Genomic DNA, 15,136 nt, shown 5'->3' with positions numbered 1-15,136 from the left:
TGATGTTCCTGGTGGTCGGGACGACGTATGTGTTTCAGTGGGTGGCAAGCGAGCGGATGCCGGCGGCCGCGTTCGCTGCGGCCACGAACGCCGTGAGGTCCACGGCACATCGGAGGTTCTCGTGAGGTGTGGTTCCGGCCCGGATGTGGTCGATCCACTGCTCGATCGGCGACGGCCCGGCTGGTGGAAGCGGCACCTCCTGCCACGACTCCGGGTCGAACGCCGCGCCTTTGGCGAGCAGGCGGTCGGTGCCGAACCCGGAGAGGAGGGAGCCCGCGGTGCCCCGAAGTTCGAGCGTCGACGCGCCCGGTGTGGTCACGAAACTCGCTTCGATGACAGCGAGGGCGCCGTTCGGGTAGCTCGCCGTGACGACGGCGTTGTCTTCGACCTTGCGGCCGGTGACGCTCGTGTAGTTCGCGGTCAGTCGCTCGGGGTGGGCCCCGAGGAACAACTGGGTCAGGTAGACCGGATGGCATCCGACGTCAGTCAAAGCGCCGCCGACAGCGTCGTCCGGGTCACCGAATCGGTCGGGGAGCCACCCGGCGAGCCAGCCGTCGTGGGCCATCCGCATGCGGCTGTAGGTGAGCGCGCCGAGCGACCCGTTCTCGACCAGCCGACGGGCCGCGAGCGTGGCCGGTTCGGTGAGCCGGGGGAGGGAGACGAGCAAGGCGACCCGGCTCTCGCGGGCGGTGACGACGAGCTCCTCGCACTGATCGACGGTGGTGGCGAGGATTTTTTCGGTGAAGACGTGCTTGCCCGCGCGAAGAGCGGCGAGGATCACGGCGTAGTGCTGCGCCGTCGCGGTCGTCACCACGACCGCGTCGATGTCACGGGCGAGGAGGGCGCCGAGGTCCTCGTCGAAGCGCACATCGGAGTCGCCACCGGCACTTCGGAGATCGCGCAGACCCTCCTCGGCGAGAGCCGGATCCGGATCCCATGCCCACGTCAAGCGGGCGTCGTCGCGGCGAGCGATCTCGCTGGCGTATTCGAGCGCGTGCACATGCCAGAAACCCAGAAGTGCGACGGAAAGCGGTCGGGACATGACAGCAACCAGCTCGATTCACCCGGTTCTGGGATCGTTCCCAGAACGATCCTTAAAGGGTAACTTCTGCTCATCGACGGGCGCCACTGTTCGGCCCAGATCGATTCGGTAACGCTCGTGAGGCGTTCAGCCCTGGAAGTCCTCGGGGTCGACGTCGTCGAGGAACTTGCGGAACTCATCGAGCCGCGCCTCCTCGTCCACCGGATCGGCTTTCTCGTTCTCGTCGGCGATTCCGGCCTCTTCGAGCACATCGTCGTTCACCCAGATCGGCGCGTCCACGCGTGCGGCGATGGCGATGGCATCCGAGGGGCGGGAGTCAAGCACCAGCCGGCCGCTCTGCGTTCGCAGGGAGATCTCGGCGTAGAACGTGCCGTCCTCGATCTTGGTGACGTCCACCCGCTCGACGCTGGCACCGACCGCTTCGAGCAGTGTCTTCATGAGGTCATGCGACAACGGCCGCGGCGCGTGCGCTCCTTCAACCGCGATGAGGATGGATGTCGCCTCCTGCGGGCCGATCCAGATGGGGAGCATCCGCCCGGCGTCGTCGTCGAGCGGCTTCAGCAGGATGAGGTGCTGCGCGCTCGAATCGACTGCGACGCCGACGATGTGAACCTGAACCTGAACCATGGCATCCTCCCGTGACGGGCAACCGGCCTGAACCTTCATGGTAGGTCAGCCGGACCTGCGCGAACAGGGACTTCTGGCGGCACAATTCCTGATCTGGTAGCCCGCGCTAAACCGGCTGTCGGGCGAGGAAAACCGCTTCGGTGCGCGTGGACGCGCCGAGCTTGCGGAGGATCGCCGACACGTGAACGCTCGCCGTCTTCGAACTGATGAAGAGCCGCTCACCGATCTGCCGGTTACTCAGGCCCAGCGCGAGAAGCTCGAGCACCTGACGCTCGCGCGCCGTGAGCTCCAGCGCATCCGGTGCCTGCCTGCCGGTGCCATCGACGGGCATTCCGGCGCGGGCAGCGACGGCTTCGGCCTCGGCACGGATGAAACCGGCGCCCAGACTGTCGGCTTCGGCGATGGCCTCGAGAAGTGAGGTCGTCGCCGCGGACCGGTCGCCCGATTCGGCGTGCGCTCTGCCGAGCCGAAGGAGTGCGTACGGTCGCAGATGGGCGAGCGAGGCCGGGTTGGTGCTGATCTCATCGACCGCGCGCTGCCATGCTCCCGGATCGTTCCCGGTTCCGCCCGACAGTTCGGCGTCGATCAGCGCAGCCCACAGGCCACTGGTGGGCCAGAAGCTCAACTCGGCAGTCAGGCTCCGGATCCGCTCTTCGGCGTTCGCGTTTTCGGACGCAGGCAAGGGCGCTGCGGCGCGGAGCTCGCCCAGCGCGCGCGCCGCCGTGGCGAGCAGGGGCAGCTCATAGCCGGCAAACGGCCGCCGGTCGGGCGTGAACAGAACGGAAACGTCGGCCCAGGCCTGCTCGGGGTCATGACGGGCAAGGGCTATTTCTGCTGCGACGCGGGCATGGCCCAGCTTCACCTGCATCTCGACCTCGCCGAGCGAGAGGAAACCGGCACGTGTCGTGCGGTAGACCTTCGTCGCCCCGTCGACGTCTCCGCGCCAGGTCATCAGGAAGAGGCGGGCCCTCTGCAGGTACGCGTTGAAGGCGGGAGTGGGCAGGAGGGTCAAGGCGCGGGCGATCAACCGGTCGGCACGTTCCCAGTCACCGAGCGCCAGAAGCGGATCGATGGCGTTCGACTGGAGGACGATCCCTGAACTGCGTTCGACGCCGAGTTCATGGGCACGGGCGACCCCGACCTCGGCGATCCGCAAAGCCTCGTCATAGTGGCCGAGGAGGTACTCCCCGTCGGACGCGTTCACCCGGTACCGGAGCATCGCGTTGGAATCGCTCTCGCCGAGCCGGCGGGCGTTGTCGCGGTATTCGAGCCCCTCCTCGAGCCGCCCAAGGTCGATCAGCGATGCACCGAGGACGTTCGACGCGATCGACGCGTGCCGGTCGGAGCCTGCTGCCTGGGCCTCCTCGAGCCCTTCGGCGGCGATCGTCGCGGCCTCCTCGAATCGGGCCTCGATCATGAGCCGGCCGGCGAGCCCGGCGAGCATGGCTGAGCGAAGTTCGGACGCCGTCAGCGTCGACCCGCCGAGGCCCGAGGTGCCCGCGAGCCCGGTGGATCCGCGCGGAACGAGGTCGAGTGCCTCGCGCAGCAACTCGATCGACCCCGGCTTGCCGACATTGCCGAGGTACATGGCCTTGTCGCGCAGCAGCCGGGCGTAGCGGAACGAATCCTCGCGAGGACACTCCTCGAGCGCGAGGTTCACCATGGCCAGGGACCTCTCGCCTTCGCCGGCATTTCGAAGAGCGGATGCCGTCTGGGCGATCAGGTCGATCTTCTTGCGGTTCGCGACCTGCTCGGCATCCGGAACCTGGTCCCAGAGTTCGAGAGCCCGCTCACCCATCTGCGCCGCGGTGCCGTAGGCGTAGGTCACGCGGGCTTCGATCATCGCGTCGAGCGAGGCCGCGAAGGCGCGGGCGACGTCGTGGGCGGCGAGCCAGTGGTACGAGATCTCGGTCGCCACGTTCCGGTGTTCGGAGACGGCTTCGAGCGCTTCGGCGAACCGGGTGTGGAAGCGGGAGCGTTCACCGGGAAGCAGGTCGGCATGGATTGCCTCGCGCACGAGGGCGTGGCGGAAGGCGTAACTCAGCGAATCGGCGAGCAGGATGTTGGCGAACACGGCCTCGCGGGCGGCACGGTCCAGCGTGTCGGCGTCACCGTGGTACACCTGCATGAGCAGTTCGTGCTCGACCCTGACGCCGCCGGCCGAGAGCAGGCGGAGGACGTGCTGCGTCTCGTCGCTGAGTCGCTCGTATCGGGCGAGGAGGAGTTCGCGCAGCGTCAGCGGCAGGTCGCCTTCGCAGGTTTCGTCGTAGCCGACGAGTTCTTCGACGAAGAAGGGGATGCCCTCGCTGCGGTTGAAGACGCTGTCGAACGCCTCGTCGTCTGGCAGAGTTCCGAGGATCTCGTGCACCTGGCGCCGCACGTCCTCCCGGCCCAGCCGCTGGATGTCGACGCGGGAGACGCTGCGTGACCGCTCCAGCTCGGAGATGAGGCTGCGAAGCGGGTGGCCCCGCGGCACGTCTTCGCTTCGGAAGCTGAGCACGACGAGAATCCGCCCACGGTTCAGCGCGCGGAGGAGAAAGCGCAGCAGGTTGAGGGTGGCGTCGTCGGCCCAGTGCAGGTCTTCGATCACGATGACGACCGGCGAGCGTTGCGACACGGTCTCGAGCACCACGGCGACCGTCTCGTGCAGGCGATTCGGTCCTACTTCGGTGCGGTCGACCTGGCCGTCACCGCTCCGGCTGTCGCCGCCCTGATGCACACCGAGTTCGGGGAGCAGGGCCGTGAGTGCGCTCCGTCCCGGCCCGCCGGCTTCGAGCACGGCGTCAGGGCCGATCTGGTCGATCAGCCCTCGCAGCACGCCCTTGATCGGAGCGTAGGGCGCGCCGACCGCTCCCAGGTCGACGCACTGACCGGTGAGGACGATCGCCTCGGCCGACGCCTGGGCGAGGAATTCCTCGAGCAGGCGGGTTTTGCCGATGCCGGCTTCGCCCGACACGACCACGCCGCGGGGGCGGCCCTTGCGAGTGTCGTCGAGCGCGGCGCGCAGGTGTGCCAGCTCGGACTCGCGCCCGATCATCGATGGGCTCGCCGCCGGTGACCTCATAGGGATATCGTCCCACGGCCCTCCGACACTGGTCGAGCGGGTTTCGGTCGCGGTGCGGCCCGGCGCCCCCGCCGGGTTCTCGACGCTGTTGCCCGAAGCGTTAACTGGCGCTTCGGGTGCAGCGAGGGTCACCGGTGGGCCGCGTGAACCTGCGAGACGCCCCGCCCGGCGCGACCGGCCGGCATCCCGCTGTCGGCACCGAGGACGGCGGCGATCCGTGCCCAGATCGACACTCGGGGGCTGCTCGTCAGGCTCTCCGCGCGGCGCTCGGCTGCCACGCGACGGCGCTCCAGGTCGCGGAGAAACCGCTCCTCGGTGTGACGAAGAAGCAGTTCGGTTCCGTAGTCTCCTGAGATCTGCATGATGTCAACTCCTTGGTTTGGATGATGTCTTCATCGTCTTCTCTAAGGAGGGGTGGACGTATCTGGCGGATGCCCTATTTATGTGGTCGCCTGCGGCTTAGTGGGGACTGGGGCGCGGCGCGAAAGCTGAGGCGAGGGGCCTAAGACGGGGCGCTGAGGCTGAGGCGAGGGGCCTAAGGCGGGGCGCTGAGGCTGAGGCGGATGGCGCCGGCGTGGGTACCGGGTCCCTTAAGCCGCGCGGCGCGGGTGTGTTTGCGTCGCGCCCGTGCAGTTGCACCCGCGCGACGCCGATTCACCCGCGCGGCCTACACCTCGGGCGGCAGCAGGAACCCGTCGTCGAGCAGCGCGCGCACCCGGGGCAGCAGTTCATCGAGCAACTCGAGGTAGTCGGCGTCGAGCAACTGGGCGATCGCCCCGACCACCGCAGCGACGGACAGGTCGCCGTCGCTCGCGCCGACGAGAGCGGAGAGTCCGGTGTCCAGCCGCACCGTGCGTCCGAAGCCGCCGCCCTGGCGCAGCATCATGGCTGTCGGATGCTCCGCGCCCGGCCAGTAGTGACGTTCCTCGGTCACGTCGGGGGCGACGGTGAGGGAGGCAAATCCGAGCTCCTCGTTCGACCGGATCGCCTGCCAGTCGTGCCCAGCGAGCGCGGAGGCGAGGTGCACGCCGAGCCCCGTCTCGTTCGAGCCGAGAGAGCCGTGCAGCCGCTCGAGGCGACGCATCGTCGGGGAGCCGGCCAGCGGCATCCGCAGGGTGATGTAGCCGAAGCCCACGGATGTCACGCGGCGGGCGGCGAAGTCGTCGAGCCACGCCGTGTAGAGCAGTTCGAACTCCGCCGAGCCGGAGCGGGTGCCGCCGTCGCGGATCCAGGTCTCGGCGTATTCGGCCGGGTCCTGCACGTCGCGTTCGATGATCCAGGCGTCGAGGCCGGTGCCGTCGACCCAGCCGCCGACGCGGCGGAAGGCGTCCTGGCCGACGCGGTACTCCCAGTTGCCGAGCAGCTGGGCGACCCCGCTGGGGTGCAGGTGCGCCGCCGCCCCGCGGATCACCGCTTCGACGAGGGCGTCGCCCTCCATGCCGCCGTCCCGGTACTCGTAGGCGGGAACACCGTCGCTGCGCGGGGTGATCACGAACGGCGGGTTCGACACGATCTGGTCGAACCGTTCACCGCGCACGGGCTCGAACAGGTCGCCGTGCCGGAATTCGATGTTGTGGATGCCGTTCAACTCCGCGTTGAGCCGCGCGAGGTGGAGCGCGCGCTCGGAGATGTCGGTGGCGACGACCGACACCGCGTGCCGGGCGGCGTGCATGGCCTGGATGCCGCATCCGGTCCCGAGGTCGAGCACGCTGCCGACCGGGGTCTGCATCATCAGGCCGCTCAGGGTCATCGACGCACCGCCGACACCGAGCACGTGCTCCTCACCGAGCGGACGGCCGAGCGCGAGTTCGCCGAGGTCGGACACGATCCACCAGCTGCCGGCGCCGGCAGCGTCGACGAAGCTGTACGGCCGGAGGTCGAACAGCGGGCGCACTTCAGCGTCGTCGGCGACGACGAGCCCGAGTTCGACAGCCCCCGCGAGCCCGAGAGAAGGCAGGGCGGCTCCCGCCTCACCGGGTGCGACGGGCAGGCCGAGAACGAACAGGCGGGCAAGGGTGGCGGATGCCTCGACACCGGAGTCCGCGCGTCGTCGCGCGAGTGCACGCAAAGCCGGGACCCTCTCGTTTCGGTGCAGCGCGGCATCCGCTTCGTCACCCCACAGGCCGGTGAGCGTCGTCACCGTGAACCGGGCGGAGTCGAGGTCGGAACGGAGGCGGTGCACGAGCTCAGAAGTCACGGTCACCAGTCTGACACCGCACGGCAGGTGTCGCCGTGCGGCCGGGCGCAGAACTCCGCCAGATCGAGCTCCGGTGTGCCGAACAGGTCCCGGAGTCGCCGGTCGCCGCTGGATTGGCGGAGTTCTGCGCACTCGCGGCGTCAGGTGCGAGACTGGGCGCACTATGAAGACTCTGTTGAACATCATCTGGGTGGTGCTGTCGGGATTCTGGCTGTTCCTCGGTTACATGCTCGCCGCGGCCATCATGTGCATCCTCATCGTCACCATCCCGTGGGGCATCGCCGCGGCACGGATCGGGGTCTACGCACTCTGGCCGTTCGGCAAGGAGGTCGTCGACCGGCCCACCGCCGGCCTCGGCTCGGCGCTCGGCAACGTGGTCTGGGTGCTCCTCGCCGGGTGGTGGATCGCCCTCGAACACATCATCAGCGGTGTGCTGCTCTGCCTCACGATCGTCGGCATCCCGTTCGGCTGGGCCAACTTCAAGATGGTTCCCGTCGCGCTTCTCCCGCTCGGAAAGCAGATCGTCGACAGCTGACGGATGCCGCGGGCTGGGTGCCCCTCACTGCCGCGTTTTGCGCGGGTCGTTTTGCGACGGGCTGCCGCCAGGGGCGTTCGCGCGGGTGTATTTGCGCCGCGCTGCTGAAGTTGCGCCCGCCCGCAGCGATAACACCCGCGCAGCGGAGCGCCTACGTGTGTTCGGCCCGGTATCGCTCCATCAACCGGTCGAGTAGTTTCATGAGTTCCGCTGCCATTTCCGCGTCCAGCGACGAGAACGAGAACGTCGCCCGGCCGGTGCGCCGAGCGGGGAGAGCATCCGAGGCCAGAGCGAGGTCGTCGGGGTAGCGGTCCGCGATGATCAGGTAGAGCCCGACCTTGTCTTTGCCCCGTTTGAGCGCGGCGAAATAGTCGTGCCCGGTGGCACCCGGCCACACCAGCGCAGGAACGTTGTAGATCGTGCCGCCCACGAGCTCGGGGCGGTAGCGGTCGAGGATCGCCCGAAGCTGTTCTTCAACCTCTGCCGGACTTGTGACATCCATGGCCGGAGTCTAAAAGATCCGGGGTGCCGGCGACATCCCCGCCGTGCGGCTCTACGGCTCGGCGTGCGGCGAACTCGCGACCTCATAGTGACGCAGTTCGGGTTTCTCGAGGAGGTACTTCTCGTCTTCGGGATAAAGGACCATGGCGGTGATGTCCTCCCCGGCGAACGCCTGAATGGCTGTGGTGCTCTCCCACAGGCTGAAGGCGGTGACCTCGGTGCGATCCGGGTCGAGGTCACGCGTCAGGATGGCGGCGAACGTGCAGCCGGGGGCACGCCGATACTCGCCGACGCCGGTGGCCTCCATGTACGCCACGTAGGCATCCCGGTCCCGGGGTGCGACCACGCCCGTCCAGAGCCTGGCGATCATCGATCCACCTCTTCCTGTCGGCGACGTACTGCCACTTTTCCACCCGGGGGCCTCGTGGGTAAGACCCCGTTCCGTCGCCGGCCGGTGGTCGCTCGCGCGGGTCCGTTTGCGTCGCGCTGCCGAAACTGCACCCGCGCAAAACGAATACACCCGCGCCAGCGGAGCTACGGATGCCGCGGGCCCAGCCGCCGACCCGACACCGAGCCGCGCCGGTCCGTTCGCGCCACGCTGCCGAAACTGCACCCGCGCAAAACAAATACACCCGCGCGAACGGAGCTACGGATGCCGCGGGCCCAGCCGCCGACCCGACACCGAGCCGCGCCGGTCCGTTCGCGCCACGCTGCCGAAACTGCACCCGCGCGAAACAAATACACCCGCGCCAGCGGAGCTACGGATGCCGCGGGCCCAGCCGCCGACCCGACACCGGGCCGCGCGGGTCCGTTTGCGCCGCGCTGCCGAAACTTCACCCGCGCGAAACGAATACACCCGCGCCAACGGAGCTACGGATGCCGCGGGCCCAGCCGCCGATCCGACACCGAGCCGCGCGGGTCCGTTTGCGCCGCGCTGCCGAAACTGCACCCGCGCGAAACAAATACACCCGCGCCACGGTCCGGCGAACCCGAGCGGCAGCCCCTGTCAGACGGACCTGTCAGACGGACCTGTCAGACGCACCTGCGAAGCTTGAGGCATGACGAACACCGCCACCGACACCCGTGCGAACGCCCTCGAGATCCTGCGCACCCTCGTTGGTTCGCCCGACGCCGACTTCCATGAGGGGCAGTTCGAGGCCATCGAGACGCTCGTCGCCGACCGGCAGCGTGCCCTCGTCGTCCAGCGCACCGGTTGGGGCAAGTCCGCCGTGTACTTCGTCGCCACCCTGCTCCTGCGTCGGCAGGGCGCCGGGCCGACCCTGCTCGTGTCGCCGCTGCTCGCCCTCATGCGCGACCAGGTCGAGGCGGCAGCCCGTGCCGGGGTGCGCGCCGTGGCGATCAACTCCGCCAACCCGCACGAGTGGGGCGACGTGCTGCAGAAGCTCGACGCCGACGAGGTCGACGTTCTCCTCGTCTCGCCCGAACGGCTCAACAACCCGCGCTTCCGTGAGGAGCAACTGCCGAAGCTCATCCCGCGCACCGGTCTGCTCGTCGTCGACGAGGCCCACTGCATTTCCGACTGGGGCCACGACTTCCGCCCGGACTACCGCCGCCTCCGCGACCTCATCGCCGAAATGCCGCACGGGGTACCGGTGCTCGCCACCACGGCGACCGCGAACTCCCGCGTCGTCACCGACGTCGCCGAACAGCTGGAACACGCCGGCGGCGAACCGGTCGTGACGATCCGCGGGCCGCTGGCGCGAGCATCCCTCCGCCTTGGCGTCCTGCGCCTGCCCGATGCCGGCGCACGCCTCGGCTGGCTGCTCAGCCACCTCGGCGACCTGACCGGGTCGGGCATCATCTACGCCCTCACCGTCTCAGCGGCCGAGGACACCGCCCGGCTGCTGCGCGAGGCGGGCCACGAAGTGCAGGCCTACACCGGGCGAACGGATGCCGCCGATCGCGAAGGACTGGAACAGGCGCTCAAGAACAACGAAGTGAAGGCGCTTGTCGCGACGAGCGCGCTCGGCATGGGTTTCGACAAGCCCGACCTCGGCTTCGTGATCCACCTCGGAGCCCCGTCATCACCGGTCGCCTACTACCAGCAGGTCGGCCGCGCCGGGCGCGCGGCGATGATCGCGGGAAAGGCGGCCAGCGCCGACGTGCTGCTTCTGCCCGGAACCGAAGACGAAGCGATCTGGCAGTACTTCGCCACCTCGTCGATGCCGAACGAGCAGAAGGCCCTCGCCGTGATCGACGAACTCGCCTTCGAGGGGGCACCGCTGTCGACGCCCGCCCTCGAAGCCCGGGTCAACCTCAAGCGCAAACCGCTCGAACTGCTGCTCAAGGTCCTCGACGTCGACGGCGCCGTGCAGCGGGTCACCGGCGGCTGGATCGCCACCGGCAAACCGTGGGTCTACGACGCCGAACGCTACGAACGCATCGCCGCCGCCCGGGTGCAGGAGCAGAATTCCATGCTCGAGTACGAACGCACCACCGGATGCCGCATGGAATTCCTCCAGCGCGCCCTCGACGACGACACGGCGGTGCCCTGCGGTCGCTGCGACAGCTGTGCCGCCGCGGCGGGGCAGCCGGCCTGGTACCCGAGCGACGTGCGGGAGGAAGCATCCGGCCAGGCCCAGAAGTCCCTCAGCCGGGTCGGTGTCGCCATCGAGCCACGCGCGCAGTGGCCCACCGGAGCCGACAAGTTGAGCGTCCCCGTGAAGGGCAAGATCGCTCCCGCCGACCGCGTCGAAGCCGGGCGAGCCCTCGCCCGGCTCACAGACCTCGGCTGGGGCGGCACCCTCCGCGACCTGTTCTCCCCGGGAACCCCCGACGCGCCGGCGAGCCCCGCGCTCATCCAGGCCTGCGTGCGCGTGCTCGCTGAGTGGGGCTGGGACGAACGCCCTGCCGCCGTTGTCAGCGTGCCATCCAGACGCCGGCCACAACTGGTCGACTCCGTCGCCCGCGCCCTGTCCGACGTCGGACGCCTGCCGTACCTCGGCTCGTTGAGCCTGGTGAACGGCGGGCCGTCAGGCGAGCCGGGCGGCAACAGCGCCTACCGGCTGGCCAGTGTCTGGGACCGTTTCGGCCTCGACCCTGAGGTCGTAACCGCCCTCGAGGGTTACCGGGGTCGCCCCATTCTGCTGGTCGACGACCTGGTCGACAGCCGCTGGACGATCACCGTCGCCGGCCGCCTCCTCCGCGGCGCCGGAGCATCCGCCGTGCTGCCGTTCAGCCTCGCCGTGCAGGCGTAACCGGTACGTCCCCGGCGACGACCGTCGACAGGTCGGAGCCGAACACGAACCGTCGTTCGCACCATATGCCGTTGAGGGCATCTGGCAGCCAATGCTTGGCGTCATCCCACATGCGATCGAACGGGATGCCGTCGACCGCGTGCCAGCGCAGCAGCAGCTCGTCGGATTCGACGATGTCTCCCGCCCAGACGCGCGTGGCGAAGACCCACGAGGTCTGGCTCCAGGCCGGTCGATGCGGGAACTCGTAACGGATGCGCCCGAGCGCCGTGAGGTCCTCCTCGCGCACCCTGAGGCCCGATTCCTCGAGCACCTCACGCACCACCGCCTGCGCCGGGGACTCTCCCGCTTCGAGCTTTCCCCCCGGTCCGACAATTTTTCCGAGGCCGAGGCCCTTCTTCTTCTCGCCCAGAAGAACCTCGTAACCGCCTGAACCGGTTTCACGCAGGATGTAGCAGACGCAGACCTCGGGAAGGTCCTGTTCGCTGTCGGTCATAGGGCGAGCGTACGCCGCATGATCAGCCCGGGGCCACCGCCGCTGCCCGGTGTCGTGCCTTCGGGAGGAAAATCGAGGGCTCCATCGCCGATAGCCGACCGGACCCCCTGATTCTCCTCCCGAAAAACCCCGTCAGCGCTCCATCCGGATGGCGGCGACCCGCGCCGCACCGCCGAGCGTCACCCGGAGGTCGATCGGCGTCGCCAACAACTCCCCGAGACGAGGATCGTCCACGAGTGTCGCCCCGGCCCAGGTCCACGAGTAGCGATCGGTCGGCGCGATGGTCAGCACGCTCGTCAGCGGAACCCACCTGTCGTCGGCTGTCTGCTTGACGTCGAGGTGCACCGTGCTCGGCCCCCAGGCCGGGAGGTCCCGGGTGGACACGTCGAGGAGTATCCCGCGCAGGCCAGTCAGATCGAGGTTGTCGTACCGCGTCCAACCCGACGCGGAGGTCGGGAGAACCTCAATCGATGACCCGCTCTCGCGTGAGCGGTCCGAAGTGACGACCCGGTTCGAAGCGTGGAACCCGTGCGCCTGCAGCAGGGCCACCGGCCGCGGCCGCGGTTCCTCGCCGCGGATCACGAGGTGCGCACCAACGGACAGGTCGCCCGCGGACGACCCCGACGCGATCCGGTATGTTCCGGGCTGGACCCGGAACGCCCCGGGCGTCACATCCGAGGTCTCGGTCGCCTCGGTGCCGACGTCCCACACGGCGAGCGTGCCGAGAGGGACCGGAAGCGACACCACGCGGCTCTCACCCGGGGCGAGGACCACCCGGGTCCAGGCGACGAGGCGGATGCGAGGCGCGGGCACCGCGAGTGCGGGCGCCTCGGCGTACAGGGCGACGAGTTCGTGCGCCTCGCGGTCGCCGGCGTTCCGGACGGTGACGACCGCTGTGATCTGCGGTGCGGAACCGGGAGCGGCCTCGCGCGCCGGGGTGTGCACGAGCGTCGGCTCCGGTGAGTCCGCGCTGCCGGCCGACAGCTCGATGCCTTCGTAAACCACCCGGGAGTAGGTCAGCCCATGCCCGAGGGCGAACTGCGGGCGCTCGGGGGAGTACCGGTACGTCATCGACGCTCCCACCACGTCGTACTCGAGCAGGTCGCCGGCGGCCTCCGTCGAATCCCACCAGGTCTGGGCGAGCCGCCCGACGGGCTCCCGATCGCCCGAGAGGACGTCGACGAGCCCGTGACCGTGTTCCTGGCCGCCGTGGCTGCTCCAGATCACCGCACTTGCGCCTGCCGCCTCCGCGCCGAGGGCGTACGGGTAGCTCGACGCGATCGCAAGAATCGCCTCGTCGGCACTTCCCAGAGCCGACAGCCACAACTCGCGGAACGGGGTGGGAAGCTCGAGGCTCGTGCGATCCTCGGTCTCCCGACCGAGCAGATGAGGATCGTTTCCGACCGCCACGATCGTGACGTCTGCGCCGCGCGCCGTTTCAGCGACGTGCTCGACACCGGAGCGGAGGATCTGAAGCGAGAACCGTTCGGCTGTGGAGAAACCGCCCTCGGCGACGAGCAGCATGCTCCCGTGTTGCACCCGCAGCCACGTGCCGCTCCCGATGTGCTGGTACGACACCGAACCGTCGTCATGTCGGTGCGCCCGGAAGCTCTCCTGGGCGACCCAGCCCCCCACGCGGTCAGACGTCGGGGCGATGATCCAGGACGCACCGGTCAGGAGGAGCCCCGTCTGCACCGAGCGGATGGTCAGAACGCCGTCGCCCCAGTCGGTGACGTCGAGCAGGCTCGCGTCGTCAGCCGTCACCGCGCTGGCCGTCAGCGCCTGGCCGTCGGCCGTGACCCCGAGCACCCGGTCGTGGGTGAGCGAGCGGAGCGCAATCCGATCGGCGCCGTCCGCCACAGTGACGGATGCCTCCGGGTAGCGTTCCGCAAGCGCGCCGGCGAGGGTGCTGAGATACGGCGGGGTTCCGGAATACCAGTCGTGCACGATGTGGTCGGCGAACGGGCCGACGACGGCGATGCGTCGGCCCGGCCGGAGCGGAAGGGCGCCTCCGTCGTTGGCGAGCACGACGACACCGCGTGCCGCCGCTTCTCGCGCCAGGGCCCGGTGCCCGTCGGTGTCGATGGCGTTTTCGCCGATGCCGAACGGGTCCTCGCCGGTGAGCTCGCCCGTCCGGGAGCGCATTTCGAGGAGGCGCCGAACAGCCAGGTCGATGTCGGCCTCGTCCAGCAACCCGGCCTCAAGCGCGGCGGTGACCCGCTCGACCGTCAGCCCGGCGTTGCTGTCGTTGTCGGTGAATGAGTCGATACCCGCACGAACGAGTGCCGCGTGCGATGCGGTGTGATCAGGGTAGTAGCGTTCCCCGTCGACAACGTTGGATGGGGCCTGGGCGTCTGACACAACGGCAATCGAATGCGGTGCCCGGGCACGCAGCTCGGAGAGCAGCTCGCCACTGACGTGGTTGGGTCGGCCGTTGATGAGGTTGTAGCCGGGCATCACCGCGCCGATCGTGCCTGAGGCGATCGGGGCCTCGAAGGCGGGCAGTTCGTACTCGCGAAGCGCCTGAGGTGGGAGATGGGAGCTCGTCGTTGCCCGGTCGGTCTCGTTTCCGTAGGCAAGGAAGTGCTTGAGCGTCGGGACGGTCTTCCAGATCTCCGCGTGGCATCCGCGCAGCCCTGTCGCATAGCCGGTCGCGAGTGCAGCGGTGAGATCGGGGTCTTCGGAGAAGCCTTCCTCGGTGCGGCCCCACAGCGGATGCCGGAGCGTGTTGACGACCGGCGCCCAGATGTTGAGGCTCACCGTCGGGTCGGTCGCGTGCTTGGCGCGCATTTCCGTCGAGACCACCTCACCGACTTCGGCGAGGAAGGCCGGGTCCCACGTCGCCGCCAGACCCACCGGCTGCGGGAACGTCGTCGCGGTTCCGAGCCAGGCGACACCGTGCAGGCCCTCGCTGCCGGTGCGGAACTGGTCGAGACCCAGGCGTTCGACCCCGGGCTGGTACTGGTGGAGAAGCTGGATCTTCTCGTCGAGGGTCAGGCTGCGGAGGAGATCGGCGACTCGGTGAGCTGCGCCGGCTGGTCGTTCCGTACCGGTACCGTTGCTCGGGGAAAGCTGGGGGGCTGCGTCAACCATGACGTGCCGTCCTTTCGGGTTGAAGTCTCCATTGACGTGACCTGTTTCACGTGGAGCGGATCGTGTGACCTGCACGGGGTACAGCGTCATCGAGGTTAAACGCTTCGAAACAATTTGTTGCGCTAACCGCGAAACGACCTTACAGTCAATCTAAACGTTTCGATTGCGGAGATGCAATCGTTCGTTTTCGCCATTTGCCACGAACCAATGCTGGCCGTGGATTCGAATTCGAGGCGCTCGCGTCCTCGAGAACTACAAGAGTGGAACGTCAATGAAGTCGTATCGATCGGGCCGAACCCCAAGTAACAATCGCCGCCGGGTGGTGGCAGTGGTCGCCGCAGGCGCCGCAGTTTCGCTTCTTGCCGC

At 68.8% G+C, this 15,136-nt stretch carries 11 protein-coding genes; 2 read left to right on the top strand and 9 right to left on the bottom strand.

Annotation, left to right across the window (positions count from 1 at the left end; genetic code table 11):
* Positions 1 to 34 precede the first annotated feature (34 nt).
* The 5 genes from ABIE24_RS05950 to ABIE24_RS05930 form a co-directional block, all read right to left on the bottom strand.
* A complete protein-coding gene (locus ABIE24_RS05950) occupies positions 35 to 1,042 on the bottom strand; it encodes a Gfo/Idh/MocA family protein (RefSeq protein WP_354497721.1) in 1,008 nt (335 codons plus the stop codon).
* Positions 1,043 to 1,168: 126 nt separating this feature from the next.
* Positions 1,169 to 1,669, bottom strand: a complete 501-nt coding sequence (locus ABIE24_RS05945; RefSeq protein WP_354497720.1) for a bifunctional nuclease family protein — start codon at positions 1,667 to 1,669, stop codon at positions 1,169 to 1,171.
* Between the two features lie 106 nt (positions 1,670 to 1,775).
* Entirely contained in the window at positions 1,776 to 4,733 is a 2,958-nt protein-coding gene (locus tag ABIE24_RS05940) for a helix-turn-helix transcriptional regulator (RefSeq protein ID WP_354497718.1), read from the bottom strand.
* Positions 4,734 to 4,861: 128 nt separating this feature from the next.
* The gene (locus ABIE24_RS05935; protein WP_354497716.1) at positions 4,862 to 5,095 is read right to left on the bottom strand and encodes a hypothetical protein; all 234 of its coding nucleotides are present in this window, start codon (positions 5,093 to 5,095) and stop codon (positions 4,862 to 4,864) included.
* A 305-nt stretch (positions 5,096 to 5,400) separates the two neighbouring features.
* Positions 5,401 to 6,930, bottom strand: a complete 1,530-nt coding sequence (locus ABIE24_RS05930; RefSeq protein ID WP_354497714.1) for a DUF7059 domain-containing protein — start codon at positions 6,928 to 6,930, stop codon at positions 5,401 to 5,403.
* Positions 6,931 to 7,093: 163 nt separating this feature from the next.
* Between ABIE24_RS05930 and ABIE24_RS05925 the strand changes: the two genes are divergently transcribed.
* Positions 7,094 to 7,465, top strand: a complete 372-nt coding sequence (locus ABIE24_RS05925) for a YccF domain-containing protein (protein ID WP_354497712.1) — start codon at positions 7,094 to 7,096, stop codon at positions 7,463 to 7,465.
* Between the two features lie 151 nt (positions 7,466 to 7,616).
* Here the strand turns inward: ABIE24_RS05925 and ABIE24_RS05920 are convergent, their stop codons facing one another.
* Together ABIE24_RS05920 and ABIE24_RS05915 are read right to left on the bottom strand one after the other, a co-directional pair.
* Positions 7,617 to 7,967 carry a hypothetical protein gene (locus tag ABIE24_RS05920; protein ID WP_354497710.1) on the bottom strand — a complete coding sequence of 117 codons (351 nt, stop codon included), beginning with the start codon at positions 7,965 to 7,967 and terminating at the stop codon, positions 7,617 to 7,619.
* 51 nt (positions 7,968 to 8,018) lie between these two features.
* On the bottom strand, positions 8,019 to 8,336 hold the full coding sequence (locus ABIE24_RS05915; RefSeq protein ID WP_354497708.1) for a hypothetical protein: 318 nt from the start codon (positions 8,334 to 8,336) through the stop codon (positions 8,019 to 8,021).
* A gap of 688 nt (positions 8,337 to 9,024) precedes the next feature.
* Between ABIE24_RS05915 and ABIE24_RS05910 the strand changes: the two genes are divergently transcribed.
* Positions 9,025 to 11,184, top strand: coding sequence for a RecQ family ATP-dependent DNA helicase (locus ABIE24_RS05910; RefSeq protein ID WP_354497707.1), 2,160 nt, complete (start codon positions 9,025 to 9,027; stop codon positions 11,182 to 11,184).
* Here ABIE24_RS05910 and ABIE24_RS05905 read toward each other — a convergent pair.
* Both ABIE24_RS05905 and ABIE24_RS05900 read right to left on the bottom strand, forming a co-directional pair.
* On the bottom strand, positions 11,162 to 11,677 hold the full coding sequence (locus ABIE24_RS05905) for an 8-oxo-dGTP diphosphatase (protein ID WP_354497705.1): 516 nt from the start codon (positions 11,675 to 11,677) through the stop codon (positions 11,162 to 11,164). The genes ABIE24_RS05910 and ABIE24_RS05905 overlap by 23 nt on opposite strands.
* Before the next feature lie 132 nt (positions 11,678 to 11,809).
* Positions 11,810 to 14,770: a glycoside hydrolase family 3 C-terminal domain-containing protein gene (locus tag ABIE24_RS05900; RefSeq protein WP_354497703.1), complete on the bottom strand. Its 2,961-nt coding sequence runs from the start codon at positions 14,768 to 14,770 to the stop codon at positions 11,810 to 11,812.
* Positions 14,771 to 15,136: the final 366 nt, after the last annotated feature.

It is taken from the genome of Mycetocola sp. 2940 (assembly GCF_040548835.1).
Lineage (GTDB): Bacteria > Actinomycetota > Actinomycetes > Actinomycetales > Microbacteriaceae > Mycetocola_A.
Note: the sequence above shows the minus strand (reverse complement) of the source record. Positions and strands in the feature narration are given on the sequence as shown.

Excerpts from the sequence above, each read along its gene's own strand:
- ABIE24_RS05950 (WP_354497721.1), bottom strand. The coding sequence starts at position 1,042 with ATGTCCCGACCGCTTTCCGTCGCACTTCTGGGTTTCTGGCATGTGCAC.
- ABIE24_RS05945 (WP_354497720.1), bottom strand. The coding sequence starts at position 1,669 with ATGGTTCAGGTTCAGGTTCACATCGTCGGCGTCGCAGTCGATTCGAGC.
- ABIE24_RS05940 (WP_354497718.1), bottom strand. The coding sequence starts at position 4,733 with ATGAGGTCACCGGCGGCGAGCCCATCGATGATCGGGCGCGAGTCCGAG.
- ABIE24_RS05935 (WP_354497716.1), bottom strand. The coding sequence starts at position 5,095 with ATGCAGATCTCAGGAGACTACGGAACCGAACTGCTTCTTCGTCACACC.
- ABIE24_RS05925 (WP_354497712.1), top strand. The coding sequence starts at position 7,094 with ATGAAGACTCTGTTGAACATCATCTGGGTGGTGCTGTCGGGATTCTGG.
- ABIE24_RS05920 (WP_354497710.1), bottom strand. The coding sequence starts at position 7,967 with ATGGATGTCACAAGTCCGGCAGAGGTTGAAGAACAGCTTCGGGCGATC.
- ABIE24_RS05915 (WP_354497708.1), bottom strand. The coding sequence starts at position 8,336 with ATGATCGCCAGGCTCTGGACGGGCGTGGTCGCACCCCGGGACCGGGAT.
- ABIE24_RS05910 (WP_354497707.1), top strand. The coding sequence starts at position 9,025 with ATGACGAACACCGCCACCGACACCCGTGCGAACGCCCTCGAGATCCTG.
- ABIE24_RS05905 (WP_354497705.1), bottom strand. The coding sequence starts at position 11,677 with ATGACCGACAGCGAACAGGACCTTCCCGAGGTCTGCGTCTGCTACATC.
- ABIE24_RS05900 (WP_354497703.1), bottom strand. The coding sequence starts at position 14,770 with ATGGTTGACGCAGCCCCCCAGCTTTCCCCGAGCAACGGTACCGGTACG.